The organism is Photorhabdus thracensis (genome assembly GCF_001010285.1).
GTDB classification, from domain to species: Bacteria; Pseudomonadota; Gammaproteobacteria; order Enterobacterales; family Enterobacteriaceae; genus Photorhabdus; species Photorhabdus temperata.
In genome coordinates this window covers 1,912,362-1,937,180 of record NZ_CP011104.1, presented here as the reverse complement: position 1 = coordinate 1,937,180, position 24,819 = coordinate 1,912,362, and the positions used below count along the sequence as shown (strand labels likewise).

The following is a 24,819-nucleotide window of genomic DNA, read 5'->3' as shown; positions in this document are numbered from 1 at the left end:
CCGACCGTTATGCTCGCCCCCGTTTCCCCGGGCCGCACAACCATCAGAACCAATCTGTTCAACAAGCTGAATCTCTCTCTCATCTCTCGCACCAAAACACCTTCGGTGTTGTAAGGTTAAGCCGCTCGGTTCATTAGTACTGGTCAGCTCAATGCATCGCTGCACTTACACTCCCAGCCTATCCACGTCTTCGTCTTAAACGTTCCTTCCGTGACCTTACGTCAAGGGAAGACTCATCTCAAGGCAAGTTTCCCGCTTAGATGCTTTCAGCGGTTATCTCTTCCGCACTTAGCTACCGGGCTATGCCATTGGCATGACAACCCGTACACCAGCGGTGCGTCCACTCCGGTCCTCTCGTACTAGGAGCAGCCCCTTTCAATCTTCCTGCGCCCACGGCAGATAGGGACCGAACTGTCTCACGACGTTCTAAACCCAGCTCGCGTACCACTTTAAATGGCGAACAGCCATACCCTTGGGACCAACTTCAGCCCCAGGATGTGATGAGCCGACATCGAGGTGCCAAACACCGCCGTCGATATGAACTCTTGGGCGGTATCAGCCTGTTATCCCCGGAGTACCTTTTATCCGTTGAGCGATGGCCCTTCCATGCAGAACCACCGGATCACTAAGACCTACTTTCGTACCTGCTCGAGCCGTCACTCTCGCAGTCAAGCTGGCTTATGCCTTTGCACTAACCTCACGATGTCCGACCGTGATTAGCCAACCTTCGTGCTCCTCCGTTACGCTTTAGGAGGAGACCGCCCCAGTCAAACTACCCACCAGACACTGTCCCCGATGCGGATCACGCACCCGGGTGAGAACATCGAACATTCAAGGGTGGTATTTCAAGGATGGCTCCATGCAGACTGGCGTCCACACTTCCAAGCCTCCCACCTATCCTACACATCAAGGCTCCATGTTCAGTGTCAAGCTATAGTAAAGGTTCACGGGGTCTTTCCGTCTTGCCGCGGGTACACTGCATCTTCACAGCGAGTTCAATTTCACTGAGTCTCGGGTGGAGACAGCCTGGCCATCATTACGCCATTCGTGCAGGTCGGAACTTACCCGACAAGGAATTTCGCTACCTTAGGACCGTTATAGTTACGGCCGCCGTTTACTGGGGCTTCGATCAAGAGCGTCGCACTTACGCGCTAACCCCATCAATTAACCTTCCAGCACCGGGCAGGCGTCACACCGTATACGTCCACTTTCGTGTTTGCACAGTGCTGTGTTTTTAATAAACAGTTGCAGCCAGCTGGTCTCTGCGACTGGCTTCAGCTCCGGGCGCTCGGCCCTTCACCTACCGCCAGCGTGCCTTCTCCCGAAGTTACGGCACCATTTTGCCTAGTTCCTTCACCCGAGTTCTCTCAAGCGCCTGAGTATTCTCTACCTGACCACCTGTGTCGGTTTGGGGTACGATTCAATATGACCTGATGCTTAGAGGCTTTTCCTGGAAGCCGGGCATCAACCACTTCACCGCCGTAGCGGCTCGTCATCACGCCTCAGTGTTGCAGCAGAACGGATTTGCCTGTCCTGCCCACCTACACGCTTAAACCGGGACGACCGTCGCCCGGATGGCCTAGCCTTCTCCGTCCCCCCTTCGCAGTCACATTCAGTACAGGAATATTAACCTGTTTCCCATCGACTACGCTTTTCAGCCTCGCCTTAGGGGTCGACTCACCCTGCCCCGATTAACGTTGGACAGGAACCCTTGGTCTTCCGGCGAGCGGGTTTTTCACCCGCTTTATCGTTACTTATGTCAGCATTCGCACTTCTGATACCTCCAGCGGGCCTCACGACGCCGCCTTCGCCGGCTTACAGAACGCTCCCCTACCCAACGACACATTCATGTCGCTGCCGCAGCTTCGGTGCATGGTTTAGCCCCGTTACATCTTCCGCGCAGGCCGACTCGACCAGTGAGCTATTACGCTTTCTTTAAATGATGGCTGCTTCTAAGCCAACATCCTGGCTGTCTGAGCCTTCCCACCTCGTTTCCCACTTAACCATGACTTTGGGACCTTAGCTGGCGGTCTGGGTTGTTTCCCTCTTCACGACGGACGTTAGCACCCGCCGTGTGTCTCCCGTGATACCATTCTTCGGTATTCGCAGTTTGCATCGGGTTGGTAAGCCGGGATGGCCCCCTAGCCGAAACAGTGCTCTACCCCCGAAGATGAATTCACGAGGCGCTACCTAAATAGCTTTCGGGGAGAACCAGCTATCTCCCGGTTTGATTGGCCTTTCACCCCCAGCCACAAGTCATCCGCTAATTTTTCAACATTAGTCGGTTCGGTCCTCCAGTCAGTGTTACCTAACCTTCAACCTGCCCATGGCTAGATCACCGGGTTTCGGGTCTATACCCTGCAACTCATGCGCCCAGTTAAGACTCGGTTTCCCTGCGGCTCCCCTAAACGGTTAACCTTGCTACAGAATATAAGTCGCTGACCCATTATACAAAAGGTACGCAGTCACCCCTATTAATAGAAGCTCCCACTGCTTGTACGTACACGGTTTCAGGTTCTCTTTCACTCCCCTCGCCGGGGTTCTTTTCGCCTTTCCCTCACGGTACTGGTTCACTATCGGTCAGTCAGGAGTATTTAGCCTTGGAGGATGGGCCCCCCATATTCAGACAGGATACCACGTGTCCCGCCCTACTCGTTGAGTTCACAACTTGTGTGTTTTGGTGTACGGGACTCTCACCCTTTACTGTGCGACTTTCCAGACGCTTCCACTAACACACCCGCTGATTCAGACTCTGGGCTGCTCCCCGTTCGCTCGCCGCTACTGGGGGAATCTCGGTTGATTTCTTTTCCTCGGGGTACTGAGATGTTTCAGTTCCCCCGGTTCGCCTCGTTTGACTATGAATTCATCAAACGATAGTGCAACGGATTGCACTGGGTTTCCCCATTCGGACATCGCCGGCTATTACGCTTCATATCAGCTTACCGACGCTTTTCGCAGATTAGCACGTCCTTCATCGCCTCTGACTGCCTAGGCATCCACCGTGTACGCTTAGTCGCTTAACCTCACAACCCGAAAATGTCTCGGATTGCCGATTGTTGAGAGACTGGTCGATAATACCTCGGTGATATTATCGACGGTTTCAATTTTCAGCTTGTTCCAGATTGTTAAAGAGCATTTATCGTTAAACCGACTTCATCAGAAATCCGCTTAACGATAACACGACGACGGCTTTCACCCGTCATCACCGCAAGTGGCGTCCCCTAGGGGATTCGAACCCCTGTTACCGCCGTGAAAGGGCGGTGTCCTAGGCCTCTAGACGAAGGGGACACAATGGCCGGCTTCGCAGACGCGTCTTGCTCGACTTTCATCAGACAATCTGTGTGAGCACTGCACTCAACTGCATCTCAGGTAAGGAGGTGATCCAACCGCAGGTTCCCCTACGGTTACCTTGTTACGACTTCACCCCAGTCATGAATCACAAAGTGGTCAGCGCCCTCCAAACGGTTAAGCTACCGACTTCTTTTGCAACCCACTCCCATGGTGTGACGGGCGGTGTGTACAAGGCCCGGGAACGTATTCACCGTAGCATTCTGATCTACGATTACTAGCGATTCCGACTTCATGGAGTCGAGTTGCAGACTCCAATCCGGACTACGACAGACTTTATGTGTTCCGCTTGCTCTCGCGAGGTCGCTTCACTTTGTATCCGCCATTGTAGCACGTGTGTAGCCCTACTCGTAAGGGCCATGATGACTTGACGTCATCCCCACCTTCCTCCGGTTTATCACCGGCAGTCTCCTTTGAGTTCCCACCATTACGTGCTGGCAACAAAGGATAAGGGTTGCGCTCGTTGCGGGACTTAACCCAACATTTCACAACACGAGCTGACGACAGCCATGCAGCACCTGTCTCTCAGTTCCCGAAGGCACTTCGCTGTCTCCAGCAAATTCTGAGGATGTCAAGAGTAGGTAAGGTTCTTCGCGTTGCATCGAATTAAACCACATGCTCCACCGCTTGTGCGGGCCCCCGTCAATTCATTTGAGTTTTAACCTTGCGGCCGTACTCCCCAGGCGGTCGATTTAACGCGTTAGCTCCGGAAGCCACTCCTCTTAGGGAACAACCTCCAAATCGACATCGTTTACCGCGTGGACTACCAGGGTATCTAATCCTGTTTGCTCCCCACGCTTTCGCACCTGAGCGTCAGTCTTCGTCCAGGGGGCCGCCTTCGCCACCGGTATTCCTCCACATCTCTACGCATTTCACCGCTACACATGGAATTCTACCCCCCTCTACGAGACTCTAGCCAACCAGTCTTAGATGCCGTTCCCAGGTTAAGCCCGGGGATTTCACATCTAACTTAATTGACCGCCTGCGTGCGCTTTACGCCCAGTCATTCCGATTAACGCTTGCACCCTCCGTATTACCGCGGCTGCTGGCACGGAGTTAGCCGGTGCTTCTTCTGCGGGTAACGTCAATATACCGCTCTGTTCAAGCGATATCCTTCCTCCCCGCTGAAAGTACTTTACAACCCGAAGGCCTTCTTCATACACGCGGCATGGCTGCATCAGGCTTGCGCCCATTGTGCAATATTCCCCACTGCTGCCTCCCGTAGGAGTCTGGGCCGTGTCTCAGTCCCAGTGTGGCTGGTCATCCTCTCAGACCAGCTAGGGATCGTCGCCTAGGTAGGCCATTACCCTACCTACCAGCTAATCCCATCTGGGTTCATCCGCGGGCGTGAGGCCCTTTCAGGTCCCCCACTTTGGTCTTGCGACATTATGCGGTATTAGCCACCGTTTCCAGTGGTTATCCCCCGCCCTCGGGCAGATCCCCAGACATTACTCACCCGTCCGCCGCTCGTCAGCAAAAATGCAAGCATTTTCCTGTTACCGCTCGACTTGCATGTGTTAGGCCTGCCGCCAGCGTTCAATCTGAGCCATGATCAAACTCTTCGATTAAAAGCTTGATGCTCAAAGAAACTGACTGTTCATTCGTTATGAATTAACTGTTGTTCACTCTTTAAGACTTTAGTGTATTCTTTTGTGATACCGTCTTGTGAGTGCCCACACAGATTGTCTGATTAATTGTTAAAGAGCAGGCTGAAATAAAAAGTAATATTCTCGTTCAGCCGGGCTGCGTATACTACGCTTTTCGCCCGCAGAGTCAAGCGCTTATTTGCTTTGCTCTGCCTGGCCTCACACGTTTTGTCAGCGTTGTGTCGGTCAGTGGTGGCGCATTATAGGGAGTTCTTCGGCGCTGGCAAGCATTTATTTAAAAAAAACTGTCATTCGCATTTTTTTTCAACAAAATGTGTGTTTTTGGGTTTTTTTTACACAAAAACGGATGTCATCGACAGTAATTATTCCCAAACTAAAGTAGTATAAATGGATAAATGCGGGAAAAGGTTCAAATCTACTATGCAATTTAAAGAACAAAGAAAAGCTTCCCAGAAAAACCTTTCTTATCTTTTAGCTGAAAAAATCGGACAACAGATTTTGTCTGGTGAATATAAAACTGAAACCATCCTCCCTGGCGAAATAGAACTTGCTGAACAGTTCGACGTCAGCAGGACTTCTGTTCGCGAAGCGATAAAAATACTTGCAGCCAAAGGTATGCTATTACCTCGCCCACGTATTGGTACCCGCATCATGCCAACTATTCACTGGAATTTCCTTGATCAGGATTTATTAAAGTGGTGGATGAATCGTGATAATCTTGACCAGGTGATTGAACACTTCCATATAGTGAGATTGGCAATAGAACCACAAACTTGCTTTCTTGCTGCAAAAAATGCCACACAAGAGCAAAAGAAGCAGCTTTTACAACTCATAGATGAAATGTATCTGCTGAAAGAAAATTTCAACCGGGAAAAATGGATAGATATTGATTACCAGTTTCACCACACCATTTATAAATCCTGTGGAAATCCGTTTTTAGGTTCTTTTGCCAACTTATTTCGTCCAGTTTATCAGAACTATTTCGAAGCTATTATTTCCGACAAAGTTGTGCAACTGGAAGCTCATAAAACAATTGTTGATTCAATCATCAAAGGTGACAGTCGCAGAGCACTTCTCGCTTGCCAAAAGTTATTAACAGAGCATGAATGATCTTATATAGTAATGTGTTAGATAAATACAGCAGGACGATTAATGGTAAAAACCGCTCGTAATATGGCGGGGCTACCCTGGATTGCTGCAATAGCTTTTTTTATGCAAGCTTTAGATGCAACAATTCTCAACACAGCATTACCCGCTATTGCTGAAAGCCTCGAACACTCACCTCTGGCGATGCAATCTGCTGTTGTCAGCTATACTCTGACTGTTGCTTTACTGATTCCAGTCAGTGGCTGGCTAGCAGATTGTTTTGGTACCCGCCGGGTATTTATTTTTGCTGTATCCTTATTTTCTTTAGGCTCCCTAGCCTGTGCTTTGTCAGGTAATTTGGCTTTTCTGGTTATTTCCCGTGTAATTCAGGGAATTGGTGGTGCAATGATGATGCCGGTTGCCCGCCTTGCTTTATTACGCGCATACCCACGCAGTGAACTTTTACCCGTTATGAATTTTGTCACCATGCCAGGGTTAGTAGGGCCAATTCTTGGTCCTATGCTCGGTGGATTATTAGTCACTTATGCTACCTGGCACTGGATATTTATTATCAATATTCCAATTGGTTTATTGGGGATTATTTATGCTAAAAAACATATGCCTAATTTCACAATGCCAAAGCGTTCATTCGATTTTTTTGGTTTCATACTTTTTGGACTGAGTTTAGTCATGGTTTCCGTTAGTTTGGATTTACTAGGAGAGAGTTCGTTACCAGGATATATACCTTTCACAGTTATGGTCGGTGGTTTTATTACACTATTTGGTTACCTGATGCATGCCAAAAAACACCCTCAACCACTTATCAGTCTGAAGTTATTCCGTACTCGCACATTTTCTATCGGTATTATCGGTAATATTGCTACGCGCCTGGGAACTGGGTGTATTCCTTTTCTGATGCCTCTGATGCTACAAATTGGATTTGGTTATTCAGCAGTCATTGCAGGAATGATGATGGCACCAACAGCTATCGGTTCTATTATAGCCAAGTCTTTTGTAACAAATGTATTGACTCGCTTTAGTTATCGTAAGACTCTGGTTAGCATAACCGTCATTATCGGATTAATAATTTCTCAATTTTCACTGCAATCACCAGAAATGTCCGCCGTTCTTTTAGTTATCCCACTATTTTTACTAGGTATGGCCGTGTCCATTCAATTTACTTCAATGAATACCATTACTCTGGCTGATCTGACCGATAATAATGCCAGCTCAGGAAATAGTTTATTAGCGGTAACTCAGCAGTTGTCTATTAGCTTCGGTGTTGCAGCGAGTGCAGCTATTCTCCGTTTCTATGAGTCCATGCCTTATGGAACAACCGTTGATAACTTCCACAACACTTTTATTACAGTGGGAATAATTACTTTACTCTCGTCTTCCACCTTCCTGTTATTACATAAGGAAGATGGCGATAATATGATCAAGAAATAAGAAACAGAATACTTAAGAACGGGAAACCGAGTTACGCTCAATCAATGTTGGAGTTAATACTAACAACTTAGGATCACTCTCCGGGTTATCCATCCGATAAAGCAAAGTATCAACAGCCAGTTTTCCTAATTCATCTTTCGGCTGATGAATGGTTGTTAAAGGTGGGATCATATAAGGGGCCAGGTCGATATCATCATAACCAATGATAGAGATATCATCCGGCACGGAAAGCCCTGCTTGATAAAGAGCCTGATAAGCGCCAACAGCCATTGCATCATTGCCAGCAAAAACAGCTTCAGGTAGTTCTGGATGTTGCAGCAATTTTTGCATTGATTCAAAACCACCAGAAAATTCAAAATCACTATAAATTTCATACCCTTCAGGTATAACAAGGCCAGCGTCTGCCATTGCCTTTTTATATCCTTCCAACCGATATCTAGCAGGCGTTTTATCTTGCGGACCTGCAATACAGGCTATTTTCTTAAAACCACAGCTGATGAGGTAATTGGTAGCTATCTCCCCTCCCAACAAGGAGTTATCCTGAATAACATCGCTAATAATATCAAATGGAGACCAATCCATCATGACCATCGGTACAGGGGGATAACGGCGTAAAACATTACAAGAATTGTGCTGGTTCTCAGTACACATGATCAGCAGCCCATCTACTCGCTTTTGCAGCAACGTTTCCATGCTGTAATCCATCCGTTTGGCATCACCCTCTGTATTACACAAGATAAGGCTGTAACCACGTTCATAACAGTTTCTTTCAACCCCTCTTACAATTTCAGCATAAAAGGGGTTATTACTGGTTGTTACCAACATACCAATGGTTTTGGTCTGCTTGATTTTAAGACTTCGTGCAAGTGCTGACGGAGCATAATTTAGTTGCTCAATAGCATCATTAACTTTCTTTTTTACACCATCACTGACATAACGGTTATTGTTAATAACATGAGATACAGTTGATGTGGAGACGCCCGCAAAACGGGCAACATCTTTCATTGTAGCCACAGTCAGTCCTGTTCAGTTAAAAATGCATCAATTTCATTTCGCCACGGGACAGAAGGCTGAGCTCCCTGACGGGTTACCGCTATTGCAGCAGCAGAGTGGGCAAACCGTACCGCAGATAACATTGCCTTTCCTTCCAGCAAAGCTGTCACGAACGCGCCATTGAAAGTATCTCCCGCCGCAATAGTATCTACAACTTTAACTTTAAATCCCGGAACAATTTCTCCTTTCTGACCTTTTTCACTCAACCATACGCCACGGCTACCCAATGTGATAATGACTGTTGCAATACCTTTATCATGCAATATCTGAGCCGCTTTTTCCGCACCTAAATCATCTTTTACTGTAATTCCAGTCAGGTATTCAGCTTCAGTTTCATTCGGAGTAATGATATCCACCAGCGAGAGCAATTGATCAGATAATTTTTGTGCCGGTGCCGGATTAAGTATTACTTTCGTATCATTTTGTTTAGCTATCTCTGCGGCAAGTTGTACAGTTTCTAATGGAGACTCTAGTTGCATTAATAACGCATCCGCTTCTTCAATAATATTTTGGTAGCGATAGAAATATTTCGGTGTCAGTGCAGCATTAGCCCCCGTATTGATACCAATAACATTTTCACCTTGCTGATTAACGAAAATCAATGCTACACCGGTTGTTTCCCCTTTAATAACTTCAATGCCAGAAGTTTTAATATTATCCATTGCTAACTGCTGGCAGATACGGGAACCAATATCGTCCTCACCGACACAAGCAATAAATGTAATATCAGCACCACTGCGACCTGCTGCTACCGCCTGATTAGCACCTTTACCACCAAAAGCAATCTGGTATTGTTTCCCGATCACCGTTTCACCCGGACGAGGGAACGATTCAAGATTCAAAATATGGTCAGCATTAATGCTGCCAAGCACTGCAAGTTTTGCTGTACCCATTAAATCTATTCCTTTTCCATTATGCCGTTACCATCAATTAGCAACAGCACAGTAATACCGATTTATTTTTTAATAACCAGTTTCAGTTCTACAGGAATAACAGCATCAACTTTTTCGCCTTTCAGCACCTTGTCTGCTGTCTGAATGCCAATGATACCAATCTGGTCAGGACGCTGAGCGATTGTCGCTCCTAATTTCCCACCTTGAACAGCTTTGATACCCTCTTCCGTGCCATCAAAGCCAACAACTAATACATCTCTTTTACCTGCTATCTGTAAAGCACGCAGAGCCCCCAACGCCATCTCATCATTCTGAGCAAATACAGCTTGTATAGCCGGATGAGCTGTCAGTAAGTTCTGCATAACATTCAAACCCTTGGTACGGTCAAAATCAGCAGGCTGACTAGCCAGCATATTAAACTTATGTTCTTGTGCTACTTTATTAAATCCTTCACCACGTTCACGGGCAGCAGAAGCACCAGTAATACCTTCTAACTGAATAATGTTGGCTTCATTCCCTAATTTTTCAGCAATAAAATCACCGGCTATTTTACCACCCAAGCGGTTATCAGAAGCAATATGGCTGACAACCGTACCGTTATTCGCTATCCGATCGAGAGTAATTACCGGAATTTTCGCACTGTTAGCTATGATAATGGCATTACCTACAGCATCAGAATCAGTTGGGTTAATCAGCATTAGTTTAGTACCACGTACCGTCAAATCCTGAACATTGGCTAATTCTTTCGCTGGGTTATCTTGGGAATCCAGCACAATTAGGCTATAACCCAATTTATCCGCCTCTTTTTGAGCACTCTCTTTCATAGCGACAAAAAATGGATTATTTAGTGTAGAAATGACTAACGCGATAGTATCTTTCGCTAACGCATTTACACTTATAGTCGCGCCTAGTGCAACAGCAGATAAAATTGTGACTAATTTCTTCATTCTCATTGTTTTATTTCCTGTAGGATGAGGTTATTTACTACTTTTGTTATCAACCAGAACAGCCAACAATATTACACTTGCTTTAACAATCATCTGGTAGTTAGAAGAAATACCTAATAAATTTAAGCCATTATTTAAAAAACCGAGGATTAGCGCACCAGTCAAAGTCCCGGTAATTAATCCCTTACCACCAGCCAGACGGGTTCCGCCCAAAACGACAGCAGCAATAGCATCCAATTCATAACCACTCCCCGCCATTGGTTGAGCAGAAGAAAGACGGGCCACTTCAATAATACTCGCTAATGCCGTCAGTAAGCCGCATAAGGCGTAAACGATAATCTTAATTTTATCGACACTGATACCAGACAAACGGGTAGCCGATTCATTACCACCCAGAGCATAAATATAACGACCTAAACGGGTGTGGTGCAGGAGATACCATGCAATAACAAAAACTATTAACATCAGCCATATTGGAGTAGGAATTCCCAATGGACGACCAATACCAAACCAGCCAAACAGATCCGCATTATTACTGAATCCTGTATTTATTGGGCTACCATCAGTGTAGACGCGGGTTATTCCACGAAGTAGTAACATCATGACCAAAGTGGCAATAAAAGCCTGTACTTTACCTTTAGCAATGATTATTCCTGTACAAGCACCGATCGCAGCACCTAAAGCCAAAGCACCCACTACAGCCACCAGCGCGTTAACTTCCATACCAACCAATGAAGCTGCTACTGCGCCTGTCAATGCAAGCAATGAACCAACAGACAGATCAATACCCGATGTTAAAATAACCAATGTCATCCCAACGGCCATAATGGCATTGACTGATGTCTGTTGCAGAATATTAAACAAGTTATTTAACGTGAAAAAATTTGGGCTAAGAGAAGAAACTACGGCTATCAATACTAACAACGCAATCAATGACTTTTGCTTCAGTAACCACTCTTTAGTAAACCAACGCTTAGATGTCGGTGATATGTTCGAATTCATACTGAATTACTCCCGAATCGTTCCATATTGTTTGCCAACAGCCGCCGCCATCAAAATTTCTTGAGTTGCCTGTTCAGCAAAAAATTCTCCGCTGATATGACCTTCATACATGACCAAAATACGATCACTCATTCCTATCACTTCCGGCATTTCAGAAGAAACAAGGATGATACTCAAGCCCTCTTTTTTGAACTGATTAATGAGTTGATAAATTTCTTTTTTTGCACCGACATCGACTCCCCGAGTCGGCTCATCCAAGATAAGAATTTTTGGTCTGGTCATTAATCCACGAGCAATTGCCACTTTTTGCTGATTACCTCCAGAAAGCAGGCCTATCGTTTGCTCCATTGAAGGTGTTTTGATATTAAATAACTTGATAAAGTCATTGACTGCCTGCTGCTCTTTTTTATGGTTCAGGCTCCCTGATTTATTACTAAAATAACGTAAAGCGGTAAGAGACATATTCTCTTTAACTGACATATCCAAAACTAATCCATCACACTTCCGATCTTCTGAAATATAAACAATCCCACAAGCTAATCCGTCCTGAGGATTACGGGTTACAACAGGCGTCCCATCCAGAGTGATTTGTCCTTGAGTTTTTGGCAACGCACCATAAATCATTTTCATTAATTCAGTACGGCCAGCCCCCATTAACCCCGATATACCCAGAATTTCTCCGCTATAAAGGGAAAAGCTAACATTTGTCACACCGGGACCAGAAATTTGCTTAACTTCAAGCCGCTTCTTACCTCGAGGAAAATTTAGGCGAGGATATTGCTCTTCCAGTTTTCGCCCAACCATCATTTCAATCAGAGTCTCTTCTTTTAACTGTTTTACCGGCTTTTCACCAATAAATTGTCCATCACGGAATACCGTAACATCATCGCAAATTTCAAAAATTTCTTTCAGACGATGAGAGATATAAACAATACCGCACCCCTGCGATGTCAGTTCACGTATTACGTTAAACAATGATTCAGTTTCTGTATCAGTCAGTGCATCAGTTGGTTCATCCATAATGATAACTTTGGATTCAAAACTCAGCACCTTAGCAATCTCAATCATTTGCTGATCACCGATAGAAAGTTCAGCTACTCGCCAGTGACTGCTGTAACTTAAATTCAACTTTTTCAAAAGGCGATCGGCTTCCTGATACATTTTTTTCCAATCAATGGCACCAAATTTATTAACGAATTCACGTCCCAAGAAAATATTTTCTGCAATAGTCAGTTGGGGAATAAGATTTAATTCTTGATGGATAATCCCAATACCCGCGTCCTGAGAAGATTTAGGATCAGAAAAAATCACTTCTTTTCCCAAATAATGAATTGTGCCTGTATCTTTGGTATATATTCCGGTCAACACTTTCATCATCGTGGATTTACCTGCACCATTCTCCCCTACCAATGCCATAACTTTACCCGGATAAACACGTAGTGCCGCGCCAGATAATGCTTTAACACCAGGAAAAGATTTACTAATTCCTTTTAGTTCCAGTGCAGGTCGCATAACCACCTCAGAAAGTCACACCAGAACAAAGGATGATATTAGCATAAGGAGAATTCTCTCCAGTACGAATCATCGCTCGGCTATATTTCATCTTCTCTTTCAATATATTATGACTGATATATTCCACAATAATTGAATTCCCTTGTTGTTCCTCCAGTTCCTTAATCTGAGATAATATTAATTTATGTATCAAAGGATTATAGATAATGATCTCCTCTGCTAAAAATGCAGCTTCAACCTGCATTTCCTGTGTCACGACATTAAGAACGGATATAAAACTAGGGATCCCCTGGGTTAGCGCTAAATCAATCCGCTGGGCTGAAGAAGGAATTGGTAACCCAATGTCACCAATTGTAATCTGGTCAGTGTGCCCCAGCCGAGAAATTACGGCTGAAATTTCAGAATTAAGTAATACACCTTTTTTCATTTTTTTATTCCACTAGCGAAACGTTTCGCTATTAAAGTAATATAGAAAGTAACATTTAAAATGCAACATTAATAATACAAAAGTGTGATCGTTATCGATAACGTTTCGACAATAAAAAAACCAAAAATAAACGTTAACTTATTGAATATTTGACGCTGAATCGATTTTTAAGGTAAATATAGTATTCATCAATAAATGATGATTAAAATCTATGAAGAAAAGTGATTAGATTTTATTTATCCCAACAGATAATATTGGTACGAATTATGCAACTAGCGGAAAAAATAGCTTGTTTAAGTAACTATCTGGAGAGCGGTCTGTATGAAAGACAGCAGACGATTCGTTTATGCCTGCTAGCTGCACTGTGCGGGGAAAGTGTTTTTCTGCTTGGTCCCCCAGGGATCGCAAAAAGTCTGATAGCCCGCCGATTAAAATTTGCGTTTCGTGATGCCAGAGCATTTGAGTATCTGATGACCCGTTTCTCCACTCCCGAAGAAATTTTCGGTCCTCTTTCTATTCAGGCATTGAAAGAAGAAGGACGTTATCAGCGACTGACCACCGGCTATTTACCTGAAACTGAAATTGTCTTTCTCGATGAAATATGGAAAGCTGGCCCGGCAATTCTCAATACCTTGCTGACAGCAATTAACGAAAGAAAATTCAGGAATGGGGATACAGAAGAGAAAATTCCGATGCGATTACTGATAACAGCATCCAATGAATTACCTGAAGCAGATAGCAGCCTTGAGGCTCTTTATGACCGAATGCTAATCCGTATTTGGTTGGATAAAATTCAAGAAAAACAGAACTTCCGGGCATTACTTACTAACCAAAAAAATGAAAATGATAACCCTGTCCCAGCAAATATTCAGATAACAAGTGAAGAATTTCATCAATGGCAAAAAGAGATTAATGAAATAATCCTACCAGAGAATTGTTTTGATATTATCTATCATCTACGTCAGCAACTTGATTCTACAGAACATTCATCTTATGTTTCAGACCGACGCTGGAAGAAAGCAATTCATTTATTACAAGCCAGCGCTTTCTTCAATGGCAGAAGAGAAATATCGCCACTTGATTTAATATTGTTGAAAGATTGTCTGTGGTATGATCTTCACTCTTTCAAATTATTACCTCAATATCTGAATACTCTCATGATCGAACAAGCATATCAGCAAAGAATATCATCTCAGCAAATTGATTCACTTTATCACCAATGGATTCAAGCCCGCCAGGATAAAAACAATCAGCAGGCGTTGTACCTGGAAAAACAAACAGGTTTGTTTGGACGCAAAATACAATATTCTCTACCCGATCACATCAATGAAGAAAAATTGACTTTGTTCCTGCATACACCTCTTCATATCCATGATATTCAAGTCAATTTTATTGAAATGGAAAAAAAAATACTAAATACCTGGATAAATAAAGGTGGAAGTTTACCAGCCCGCCTAAATGGTATCGGTTTTCCACAAGATATAACCGCCGAAATTAACTCAGCACACCAACCAGAGATTTTTGATATTAGCCGTCGTTCCTCTACTTTATATTTACCCGATAGTCAGCATCAACAAAACGAAAAAAACAGCGAGTGGTTGGAAAAACTGGAAAAAATTAATCAAGATATTCACCATCAACGCCAATTATTTAGTCAGCATCAGCCATGTCTATTCATTGAAAACCATTGGTTTGCTGCAATAGAACAAAGTTTTATCCAATTGACGGATAAAATCAACCAGCTGAAAATAAAAATGAGTAGCTAACTAAATGATTAGCCTAACAACTCTTGATCTTTTATTATCAGTAAACGAAGGAAAACTGATAGAAGAAGTCATATTAACTCTTCTGGCTTCACCCCAGTTAGCTATCTTTTTTGAAAAATATCCTCGTTTAAAACGAGCACTACTGAAAGACATTCCCGGTTGGAAACAAGATTTACAACAAAGAATTAAAGAAGCAATGATTCCTGCCCCTCTGGCAGAAGAATTTCAGTTATACCAACAATTACTGTCTACCAGCACCGATAATTTTTATCTTAAACTTCCCGATATTCTGGAAATACTGAACCAAATTAAATCCCCTTTTATTGAAGAAGCACAGAAATTGGTAACCGGTACTACCGAGCATTCAAATGCATTACAAATCCTGTTTATCCAACGATGGAGACTCAATTTGATTCTGCAAACCACAACTTTCCACAAGAAATTACTGGAACAAGAAAAAGAGCAATTACTGGCAGAATTACAACAACGGCTAACATTAAGCGGTAATCTTGATCCTGTTTTCAGTGAAAATGACAGGGCGGCGGGACGGTTATGGGATATGAGTAAAAGTCAGTTAAACCATTCCCGAAATGATGAACAGTTATTGATTCGCTATAGTGAATTTCTTCAACAACAACCAGAACTGGAAAAACTGGCTCAATTACTTGGTCGTAGCCAATCTGCAAAATCAAAACAACAGGAAAGCCATCTTCTCGAACTATGTACTACTATTGAACGGACACCTGATACCGTTCCTGAACAGGTAAATGGCATAGGGCAAAGTGATGATATTTTACGCCTGTTACCAACAGAACTGGCAATATTGGGAATTGAAGATCTGGAATATGAATTTTATCGCAGATTGGTGGAAAAGCGCTTATTGACCTATCGCTTACAAGGCGATAGCTGGCAACAGAAAACAACATTACGACCAGTCACTCATTATAATCAGGAGGAAAAGCCAAGAGGACCATTTATTGTCTGTGTAGATACTTCCGGCTCTATGGGAGGATTCAATGAAAAATGCGCCAAAGCTTTTTGTCTGGCACTGTTACGCATTGCACTAGCAGATAATCGTAACTGTCACATTATATTATTTGCTACAGAAATTGTGCACTATGAACTATCTTCACCAGATGGCTTGGAGCAAGCTATTCGTTTTCTCAGCCAGACTTTTAGAGGAGGAACAGATTTAGCTTTCTGTCTGGCAAGCACAATAGAAAAAATGAAAGAGCAATGTTGGAAAGATGCTGATGCTGTTGTTATTTCAGATTTCATTGCCCAGCGTTTACCGGACTCACTAATCCATCAGATAAAAAATCTGCAACAGCATCAGCAACACCGCTTCCATGCGGTCTCCATGTCCCAATATGGTAAGCCCGGTATTATGCGGATATTCGATCATATCTGGCGTTTTGATACCGGACTTAAAAACCGTTTACTGCGAAAATGGCGTCACTGAGTTGAATCAGAGCATGCCTTCTACAGTTTCGCGTACTTCAGGTGACCATATGCTGCATTGAACCTGACCGATATGTTTCATTTGCAGCAGTAACATCACCAAGCGAGATTGACCGATACCTCCGCCAATCGACTGTGGCATATCGCCGTTGAGTAACGCTTGATGCCAATCATATTGCAAGCGCTCTTCATCACCTGTCAGCGTCAATTGGCGCTCCAGTGCTTCTGCATCAACACGGATACCCATAGAAGAGATCTCAAAAGCATCCTCCAATACAGGGTTCCAGACAATAATGTCGCCGTTCAGACCAGCAAAACCATCACTGTTTGGCGTCGTCCAGTCGTCATAATCCGGTGCACGAACATCATGTGCCTGACCATCAGATAATTTCGCACCAATACCAATGAGGAAAACAGCACCCAATTCTTTAGCAATAGCACGTTCGCGACCTTTTGCATCCAGATCCGGATAACGGCTCAGAAGTGTTTCACTGTGAACGAAGTGAATTTGATCTGGCAGGAACGGTGCCAGACCAAACTCTTTGCTGACAGCTTTTTCTGTTTCTTTTATTGCTTCGTAAATTTTGCCTACTGTCTGTTTTAGATAAGCAAGTGAACGCTGCCCATCTCCCATCACTTTTTCCCAATCCCATTGATCAACATAAACAGAGTGGATTGGTGTTAAGCGATCCTCGTCCGGACGCAATGCTTTCATGTGAGTGTAAAGCCCTTGCTCCGGCTGAAAATCAAAACGACCCAGTGTCTTACGTTTCCATTTAGCCAGTGAATGCACTACTTCGAAAGTTGAATCCGGTAACGTTTTCACTTTCACCTGAACCGCCTTTTCATGGCCGGACAAGTTATCCTGAATACCATCACCCAAACAACTTAGGATTGGCCCTTGTACTTCAATCAGACCCAGCTTGCTTTCCAGCAAGCGGGAAAAGAAAGATTTCACGAAACTAATTTGTTGCTGCTTCTCAATAAATGACTTTTTCATAATATTATTCTCAAATTTTTAGGTAGCCCTGATGTCCTGTTGAAAACATTAAGCAATAGAATGAGGTATAAATTCAATATACTTTAATAAAAATAGTCTTTATGCTTTATAAAATTCATTTTTAATATAGAAAAAATGAAAATTCGATAAAAAATGGAGCTAGAAATGGCAGAAATTTATCAGATCGATAATCTGGACCGTGACATACTTCACGCTTTAATGGACAACGCACGTACACCTTATGCCGAATTGGCAAAGAAATTTGCCGTCAGCCCAGGGACCATTCATGTTCGTGTAGAAAAAATGAAGCAAGCAGGGATCATCACCGGAACCAGAGTAGATATCAGTACTAAACAACTTGGTTATGATGTTTGTTGCTTTATTGGCATTATTCTTAAAAGCGCTAAAGATTACCCATCAGCCCTAAAAAAATTAAGTAACCTGAATGAAGTCGTTGAAGTCTACTACACAACAGGTCACTACAGCATCTTTACTAAAGTTATGTGCCGCTCAATTGAATCTCTTCAAGATGTACTTATCAACAAAATACAGACTATCGATGAGATCCAATCAACAGAAACCCTGATCTCCTTGCAAAACCCGATTATGCGAACAATCAAGCCATAAGATAAAATTTGTTATAACCACATTATCCACAGGTAGATCCCAACAGATTCACAGCGTACAATAGCCACTCTTAAAATCTGTAGGGATCACTATGGCCACTATTACCTTAATCAGCGGCAGCACTATGGGCAGTGCTGAATACGTAGCTGAACATATGGCTGAAATTCTGGAAGATGCTGGTTTTTCCACCGAAATGCTGCATGGCCCCTCTCTTGATGAACTTCCTCAGGAAGGAATTTGGTTGGTAGTCACATCCACACATGGGGCAGGGGAATTACCAGAAAATATACAACCACTGGCAGAAGAAATTTCTAAACAAAAACCTGATCTCAGCAAAGTAACATTTGGTGCTGTTGGTATTGGCAGTTCTGAATACGATACTTTCTGTGGAGCGATAAGATCGCTTGATCAATTATTGGTGGAAAATGGAGCCAAACGCCTCGGCGATCGTCTGGAAATTGATATCCAACAACATGAGATCCCCGAAGATCCCGCAGAAGAATGGGTTAAAATTTGGTCAAAGTCACTCTGATTTGAACAAAAAAACAGCGAACGATTGTGGATAACTCATATAAAAAGCCGGGGTTAACCCGTAGTTATCCATAGTATAACTATCAATGCAATTATGCATTGTGAATAACTTGCTGTTTAGATCCCAGTTTATACCGGGTAGGATCACGGATCATTCACAGTAAATGATCCTTTGCAATGTTATGATCTTTCTAAGTAAAAATAACTTATCCACAAAAGATCATGATCCTAATAAAAGATCTAATAAAGAGATCTTTAAATAAAAAAGATCTTCTTTTAATTACCGGCGATCTTGCCTACTTGGTCTATCGCCTAAACTTGAGTAGAATTCTCTTCCCTTAATGCAACACTAAGCATTCTTATAACTGAAGGTTCATCACCATGTTTTATCCAGAGCAATTTGACGTCATCATTATCGGTGGTGGTCACGCCGGTACTGAAGCTGCTATGGCAGCTGCTCGTATGGGCCGTCAAACCTTATTACTAACTCACAATATTGATACTTTGGGCCAAATGTCATGTAACCCAGCCATCGGTGGGATCGGTAAAGGACATCTGGTTAAAGAAATTGATGCTCTAGGTGGCTTAATGGCTAAAGCCACTGATCAAGCTGGTATTCAGTTTAGAACCTTAAATGCCAGTAAAGGACCCGCTGTCCGCGCAACACGTGCTCAAGCCGACAGGGTTCTTTACCGTCAAGCCATACGAACAGCATTAGAAAATCAAGCTAACTTAATGATTTTCCAACAACCCGTAGAAGATCTCATTGTTGAAAACGATACGGTCACTGGTGTAGTAACTCGTATGGGACTTAAATTCAGGGCCAAATCAATTGTTCTGACAGTAGGTACATTCCTTGACGGTAAAATCCATATCGGTCTGGAAAATTACAGTGGAGGAAGGGCTGGTGATCCTCCTGCGATCTCATTAGCACAGCGTTTACGTGATTTGCCTTTACGTGTGAACAGATTAAAAACAGGTACGCCGCCACGTATTGATGCCAGAACTATTGATTTTAGTCAGCTAACACAACAACTAGGTGATAATCCAACACCTGTATTCTCTTTTCTTGGAAATGTGGGGCAGCATCCACAACAGATGCCATGCTATATCACTCATACCAATGAAAAAACACACGATGTGATCCGCAATAATTTAGATCGCAGCCCAATGTATGCAGGGATCATTGAAGGGATCGGCCCACGTTACTGCCCTTCGATCGAAGATAAAGTCATGCGTTTTGCGGATCGCAATGCTCATCAGATCTTTCTTGAACCAGAAGGACTGACCAGTAATGAAATTTATCCAAATGGTATTTCTACCAGCTTGCCATTTGATGTACAGATGCAAATTGTTCATTCCATGAAAGGGATGGAAAATGCTTGCATTGTTCGCCCAGGTTATGCAATAGAATATGACTTCTTTGATCCAAGAGATCTGAAACAGACACTGGAAAGTAAATTCATCCACGGCTTATTCTTTGCCGGGCAAATTAATGGTACGACCGGTTATGAAGAAGCTGCCGCTCAAGGACTTTTGGCCGGGCTTAACGCAGCCCGTTACGCTTCTGAAGAAGAAGGGTGGTTCCCTCGTCGTGATCAAGCTTATATTGGTGTTCTGGTTGATGATTTATGTACTCTGGGCACTAAAGAACCATACCGTATGTTTACTTCCCGGGCTGAATATCGCCTGATGTTACGTGAAGATAATGCTGACCTTCGTCTGACAGAAAAGGGCCACGAATTAGGATTGGTGGATGATTACCGCTGGGAACATTACTGCCGTAAGGTGGAGATGATCGAGCTGGAACGCCAGCGTTTGCGTAATATTTGGATTCATCCTCATTCAAATAATCTTGGTGATATCAACAACATATTAAAAATGCCATTATCGAAAGAAGTTAATGGCGAAGATCTATTGCGTCGCCCTGAAATGAATTATGAAATACTAACTTCATTATCATTGTTTTCACCTGGTCTTAAAGAACCACAGGCAGCTGATCAGGTTGAAATTCAGGTCAAATATGAAGGGTATATTGCTCGTCAACAGGAAGAAATTGAAAAACAATTGCGTAATGAAAACACGTCATTACCGATTGATCTTGATTACCGTCAAGTTAGCGGTCTTTCTAATGAAGTTGTCGCTAAACTCAATGATCACAAGCCAAACTCAATTGGTCAGGCTTCACGCATTTCAGGGGTAACACCTGCTGCAATTTCAATTTTACTTGTATGGCTGAAAAAACAAGGCTTACTGCGCCGTAGTGCCTGAGAGGATTTTTATTGTGCTTAATAAACTGGAGTTTCTGCTGACTAAAGCAGGAATGGAGCTTTCACAACAGCAAAAACAGCAGCTCATGGCTTATGTTGATATGCTCAACAAATGGAATAAAGCCTATAATCTCACGTCTGTCCGTGAGCCAGAGCAAATGCTGGTACGTCATATTATGGATAGCATTGTTGTCAGCCCTTATCTGCAAGGTCATCGTTTTATAGACGTAGGCACAGGTCCGGGGTTGCCAGGGATCCCATTAGCTATTGTTCGTCCAGATTCTCATTTCACATTGTTGGATAGTTTAGGTAAAAGAGTCAGATTTTTACGCCAGGTTCAACATGAACTTGGTTTGGAGAATATAGAACCAGTGCAAAGCCGGGTTGAAACGTACTCTTCTGAGCCGCTTTTTGATGGTGTTATCAGCCGTGCTTTTGCCTCATTACAGGATATGGTCTCTTGGTGTTGCCATTTGCCTGAGTCTGTTCATGGACGATTCTACGCGCTTAAAGGTGTGCTCCCTGAGGAAGAATTTGCCATGTTACCTTCCGGAATTGTTGTTGATTCAGTTATTCAGTTAGATGTTCCTGAACTGGAAGGGCAACGCCATCTGGTGATCCTTAAATCAAACTAAGTTTGTTATTTGTCAATAAAGTTATAAATAATTAGTGATGTTGAGCACAATATACTGTGGTTAACATCGTCAATTATGATTTGTCTCGTTTCAGCTTTGATTTACCGCGTTATTACATAAAAATAACGTTATCTTGATATTAAGATAGTTGGGACTTTAAAAATCAGATAAAGCGTTTTTTCATCAGATTCGCTTTTTTAAAGCAGCTAAAAATTAGCTTGGTAATTTAAGTCAATAATATAATAACCTTTTCCTATTAATTTAAATTAACTTATTGATTTAATTGTTAATGTTTTCTATTTATATTCCCGGTGAATGTTAAATATAACTAACAAATGAAAATTTTATGTGATTTAAATCACATTTAAGTTTGAGAACATGAAATTATTAGAGATAAGAAATCAGCACAATAATTAGCTTACAATCTGGCGCCGAAGTAAAAAATTTAAATAATTGTTCACCTTTTCGCTACTTATGGATTGAATTCATTTTGGCTGCCCGTATAATTTGCACGTTTTTGTCACTTGACACACTTAAGCAAAGGCAGTTTTATACAACATTTAGCAAAACCTGATATGCAAGGGGAGAAAACAAAAGTCATGTCTGTATCCCTTTACAGCGGTAGAATTGCACTGAAACTGCTTTTTTTGCAGTTAATGACTTTTGTTGTTCTCAGTGTGGCTTTTTGTACCAAAAGTATAGAATGGGGCACTTCTGCTTTTGCTGGTGGATTAGCATGTTGGTTACCTAATGCCATTTTTATGCTATTTGCCGGTTTTCAGAAAGCAAAAGAAGAAGGTGTTCCTGTACGTGTTGCATGGTCTTTCGCTGTTGGCGAAGGGTTGAAGGTTATTATTGCAATAGCTGTTCTGGTTGTTGCTTTAGGTGTGTTTAAAGCGGCGTTTGCACCACTGGGTTTGACTTATTTAGCGGTGCTGGTTGTGCAGATCATCGCACCAGCTGTGATAAACGGTTAGGTTTTCAACAACAAGAGGGTAAGAGGCATCATGTCTGCATCAGGAGAAGTTTCAACTGCAAGGGACTACATAGGCCACCACCTGAATAACCTTCAGTTGGACCTACGTACCTTCGAGTTGGTCGATCCCAACTCTGGTGGTTCTGCAACGTTCTGGACGTTGAACATTGACTCGCTTTTTTTCTCAGTCGTATTAGGGATTTTATTTCTGTATGTATTCAGAAAGGTTGCGGTTAATGCCACCAGTGGCGTACCTGGCAAACTTCAGACTGCTATAGAATTAATCATGGGTTTTGTTGATAACAGTGTTCGTGATATGTATCACGGCAAGAGCAAAGTTATTGCCCCTTTGGCACTGACCGTGTTCGTCTGGGTGTTATTAATGAACGTGATGGACTTACTGCCAATCGATTTTCTCCCTTATATCGGTGAACATGTCTTCGGCTTACCTGCTCTGCGTGTTGTACCAACAGCAGATGTCAGTATTACTTTGTCGATGGCTATTGGTGTCTTTGTCCTCATCCTCTACTACAGCATTAAGATGAAAGGAGTTGGTGGTTTTACAAAAGAGCTGACTTTACAGCCTTTTAATCATCCATTGTTTATTCCAGTTAACTTAATTCTGGAAGGGGTTAGCCTGCTTTCAAAACCGGTATCACTCGGTCTGCGACTGTTTGGTAACATGTATGCAGGTGAATTGATCTTTATTCTTATAGCTGGTCTGTTACCGTGGTGGTCGCAGTGGATGCTCAGCCTGCCTTGGGCTATCTTCCACATACTGATTATTACGTTACAAGCCTTTATTTTCATGGTTCTGACGATTGTTTATTTGTCGATGGCATCTGAAGAACATTAATTTTTACCACAATAACTGTGTTTTAACTGAAACAAACTGGAGACTGTCATGGAAAACCTGAATATGGATCTGCTGTACATGGCTGCCGCTGTAATGATGGGTCTGGCGGCAATCGGTGCTGCGATCGGTATCGGCATCCTCGGAGGTAAATTTTTGGAAGGCGCTGCTCGTCAGCCGGATTTAATCCCTCTTCTGCGTACACAGTTCTTTATCGTTATGGGGTTGGTTGACGCCATTCCGATGATTGCTGTGGGCCTTGGCTTGTACGTAATGTTTGCTGTCGCGTAGTTTGCAGAAAAAATCCGAAACTACGTCAACTCATTAATTTAAAAAGAGGTATTGTGCTGTGAATCTTAATGCAACAATCCTCGGCCAGGCCATTGCGTTTGTCCTGTTTGTTATGTTCTGTATGAAGTTTGTATGGCCACCAATCATGGCGGCCATTGAAAAGCGTCAAAAAGAAATTGCTGACGGTTTATCTTCTGCGGAACGCGCCAAAAAGGACCTGGACTTAGCGCAAGCCAATGCGACCGACCAAATGAAGAAAGCGAAAGCGGAAGCTCAGGTCATCATCGAACAGGCTAATAAACAAAAAGCCCAGATCCTTGATGATGCAAAAGCGGAAGCTGAGCAGGAACGTAACAGAATCGTAGCGCAAGCTCAGGCAGAAATTGATGCCGAACGTAAGCGTGCTCGGGAAGAGTTGCGTAAGCAGGTCGCTATGTTGGCTATCATAGGTGCCGAGAAAATCATCGAACGTTCCGTGGATGAAGCTGCTAACAGCGACATCGTTGATAAACTGGTTGCTGAACTGTAAGGAGGGAGGGGCATGTCTGAATTCGCTACTGTAGCTCGCCCCTACGCCAAAGCAGCTTTTGACTTTGCTGTGGAAAAACAATCGCTAGAACAATGGCAGAATATGCTGGTGTTCACAGCTGAAGTGACTCGTAATGAGCAAGTTGGTGAGCTGCTTTCCGGTTCATTGGCATCGGAAACATTAGCCAATGCCTTTATCGCAATTTGCGGTGAACAGGTTGATGAACATGCTCAGAACTTTATTCGTGTTATGGCAGAAAACGGTCGCTTATTGGCGTTACCTGAAGTTTTGCAGCAATTTATTCAATTGCGTGCGTCACTTGAATCAACCGTTGATGTTGAAGTGATTTCTGCGGCCGAACTGAGTGAACAACAGCTGGCTAAAATTTCTGCAGCGATGGAAAAACGTCTGTCACGCAAAGTTAAGCTGAATTGCAAAATTGATAAGTCTGTTATTGCTGGTGTGGTCGTCCGCGCAGGTGATTTGGTGATCGATGGCAGTATTCGTGGCCGTTTAGATCGCTTAACAGACGTCTTGCAGTCTTAAGGGGACTGGA

20 protein-coding genes, 1 tRNA gene and 2 rRNA genes are annotated in these 24,819 nt (G+C 43.2%); 13 read left to right on the top strand and 10 right to left on the bottom strand.

What is annotated here, in order from left to right:
- Positions 1 to 112 precede the first annotated feature (112 nt).
- From VY86_RS08210 to VY86_RS08200, 3 genes are all read right to left on the bottom strand, one after another.
- Positions 113 to 3,023 (bottom strand): 23S ribosomal RNA (locus VY86_RS08210).
- Positions 3,024 to 3,212: 189 nt separating this feature from the next.
- Positions 3,213 to 3,288: transfer RNA gene (locus VY86_RS08205), tRNA-Glu, on the bottom strand.
- Positions 3,289 to 3,370: 82 nt separating this feature from the next.
- Positions 3,371 to 4,916 (bottom strand): 16S ribosomal RNA (locus VY86_RS08200).
- The 16S and 23S rRNA genes sit together here with 1 tRNA gene alongside, the layout of an rRNA operon.
- Positions 4,917 to 5,375: 459 nt before the next feature.
- Here VY86_RS08200 and VY86_RS08195 point away from each other — a divergent pair.
- Entirely contained in the window at positions 5,376 to 6,065 is a 690-nt protein-coding gene (locus tag VY86_RS08195) for a FadR/GntR family transcriptional regulator (RefSeq protein WP_046974595.1), read from the top strand.
- Between the two features lie 42 nt (positions 6,066 to 6,107).
- The gene (mdtD, locus tag VY86_RS08190; RefSeq protein WP_046974594.1) at positions 6,108 to 7,490 is read left to right on the top strand and encodes a multidrug transporter subunit MdtD; all 1,383 of its coding nucleotides are present in this window, start codon (positions 6,108 to 6,110) and stop codon (positions 7,488 to 7,490) included.
- A gap of 12 nt (positions 7,491 to 7,502) precedes the next feature.
- Here the strand turns inward: mdtD and rbsR are convergent, their stop codons facing one another.
- The 6 genes from rbsR to rbsD all read right to left on the bottom strand — a co-directional run bounded on the left by rbsR (position 7,503) and on the right by rbsD (position 13,324).
- Positions 7,503 to 8,504, bottom strand: coding sequence for a ribose operon transcriptional repressor RbsR (gene rbsR, locus VY86_RS08185; RefSeq protein ID WP_387695518.1), 1,002 nt, complete (start codon positions 8,502 to 8,504; stop codon positions 7,503 to 7,505).
- 2 nt (positions 8,505 to 8,506) lie between these two features.
- Positions 8,507 to 9,436 (bottom strand): ribokinase, encoded by a 930-nt coding sequence (gene rbsK, locus VY86_RS08180; protein WP_046974593.1) that lies wholly within the window; start codon positions 9,434 to 9,436, stop codon positions 8,507 to 8,509.
- 62 nt (positions 9,437 to 9,498) lie between these two features.
- Complete coding sequence (gene rbsB / locus VY86_RS08175; RefSeq protein WP_046974592.1) at positions 9,499 to 10,389, bottom strand: ribose ABC transporter substrate-binding protein RbsB; 891 nt, start codon at positions 10,387 to 10,389, stop codon at positions 9,499 to 9,501.
- Between the two features lie 24 nt (positions 10,390 to 10,413).
- The gene (rbsC, locus tag VY86_RS08170; RefSeq protein WP_046974591.1) at positions 10,414 to 11,385 is read right to left on the bottom strand and encodes a ribose ABC transporter permease; all 972 of its coding nucleotides are present in this window, start codon (positions 11,383 to 11,385) and stop codon (positions 10,414 to 10,416) included.
- A gap of 6 nt (positions 11,386 to 11,391) precedes the next feature.
- Complete coding sequence (gene rbsA, locus VY86_RS08165; protein ID WP_046974590.1) at positions 11,392 to 12,897, bottom strand: ribose ABC transporter ATP-binding protein RbsA; 1,506 nt, start codon at positions 12,895 to 12,897, stop codon at positions 11,392 to 11,394.
- A gap of 7 nt (positions 12,898 to 12,904) precedes the next feature.
- A complete protein-coding gene (gene rbsD, locus VY86_RS08160; protein ID WP_046974589.1) occupies positions 12,905 to 13,324 on the bottom strand; it encodes a D-ribose pyranase in 420 nt (139 codons plus the stop codon).
- Positions 13,325 to 13,578: 254 nt separating this feature from the next.
- On the opposite strand from rbsD, the gene ravA reads away from it, so the two are divergent.
- Both ravA and viaA read left to right on the top strand, forming a co-directional pair.
- Positions 13,579 to 15,090 (top strand): ATPase RavA, encoded by a 1,512-nt coding sequence (gene ravA / locus VY86_RS08155; RefSeq protein WP_158020022.1) that lies wholly within the window; start codon positions 13,579 to 13,581, stop codon positions 15,088 to 15,090.
- A gap of 4 nt (positions 15,091 to 15,094) precedes the next feature.
- Positions 15,095 to 16,552: an ATPase RavA stimulator ViaA gene (viaA, locus tag VY86_RS08150; protein ID WP_046974587.1), complete on the top strand. Its 1,458-nt coding sequence runs from the start codon at positions 15,095 to 15,097 to the stop codon at positions 16,550 to 16,552.
- Between the two features lie 6 nt (positions 16,553 to 16,558).
- Here viaA and asnA read toward each other — a convergent pair whose 3' ends face one another.
- Positions 16,559 to 17,551 carry an aspartate--ammonia ligase gene (gene asnA / locus VY86_RS08145; RefSeq protein WP_046974586.1) on the bottom strand — a complete coding sequence of 331 codons (993 nt, stop codon included), beginning with the start codon at positions 17,549 to 17,551 and terminating at the stop codon, positions 16,559 to 16,561.
- Between the two features lie 165 nt (positions 17,552 to 17,716).
- Between asnA and asnC the strand changes: the two genes are divergently transcribed.
- The 9 genes from asnC to atpH all read left to right on the top strand — a co-directional run bounded on the left by asnC (position 17,717) and on the right by atpH (position 24,809).
- Positions 17,717 to 18,178, top strand: coding sequence for a transcriptional regulator AsnC (gene asnC / locus VY86_RS08140; protein ID WP_023044946.1), 462 nt, complete (start codon positions 17,717 to 17,719; stop codon positions 18,176 to 18,178).
- A gap of 91 nt (positions 18,179 to 18,269) precedes the next feature.
- Positions 18,270 to 18,710, top strand: coding sequence for an FMN-binding protein MioC (gene mioC / locus VY86_RS08135; protein WP_046974585.1), 441 nt, complete (start codon positions 18,270 to 18,272; stop codon positions 18,708 to 18,710).
- A 380-nt stretch (positions 18,711 to 19,090) separates the two neighbouring features.
- Positions 19,091 to 20,980 carry a tRNA uridine-5-carboxymethylaminomethyl(34) synthesis enzyme MnmG gene (mnmG, locus tag VY86_RS08130; protein WP_046974584.1) on the top strand — a complete coding sequence of 630 codons (1,890 nt, stop codon included), beginning with the start codon at positions 19,091 to 19,093 and terminating at the stop codon, positions 20,978 to 20,980.
- Between the two features lie 52 nt (positions 20,981 to 21,032).
- The gene (gene rsmG, locus VY86_RS08125; protein WP_267481482.1) at positions 21,033 to 21,614 is read left to right on the top strand and encodes a 16S rRNA (guanine(527)-N(7))-methyltransferase RsmG; all 582 of its coding nucleotides are present in this window, start codon (positions 21,033 to 21,035) and stop codon (positions 21,612 to 21,614) included.
- 599 nt (positions 21,615 to 22,213) lie between these two features.
- Entirely contained in the window at positions 22,214 to 22,591 is a 378-nt protein-coding gene (gene atpI / locus VY86_RS08120; protein ID WP_046974582.1) for a F0F1 ATP synthase subunit I, read from the top strand.
- A 30-nt stretch (positions 22,592 to 22,621) separates the two neighbouring features.
- Positions 22,622 to 23,446: a F0F1 ATP synthase subunit A gene (gene atpB / locus VY86_RS08115; protein WP_036845268.1), complete on the top strand. Its 825-nt coding sequence runs from the start codon at positions 22,622 to 22,624 to the stop codon at positions 23,444 to 23,446.
- Positions 23,447 to 23,494: 48 nt separating this feature from the next.
- Positions 23,495 to 23,734: a F0F1 ATP synthase subunit C gene (gene atpE, locus VY86_RS08110; protein ID WP_000429386.1), complete on the top strand. Its 240-nt coding sequence runs from the start codon at positions 23,495 to 23,497 to the stop codon at positions 23,732 to 23,734.
- A gap of 58 nt (positions 23,735 to 23,792) precedes the next feature.
- On the top strand, positions 23,793 to 24,263 hold the full coding sequence (gene atpF / locus VY86_RS08105) for a F0F1 ATP synthase subunit B (RefSeq protein ID WP_021325028.1): 471 nt from the start codon (positions 23,793 to 23,795) through the stop codon (positions 24,261 to 24,263).
- Between the two features lie 12 nt (positions 24,264 to 24,275).
- Positions 24,276 to 24,809, top strand: a complete 534-nt coding sequence (atpH, locus tag VY86_RS08100) for a F0F1 ATP synthase subunit delta (RefSeq protein WP_021325027.1) — start codon at positions 24,276 to 24,278, stop codon at positions 24,807 to 24,809.
- The last annotated feature ends 10 nt before the right edge of the window (positions 24,810 to 24,819 follow it).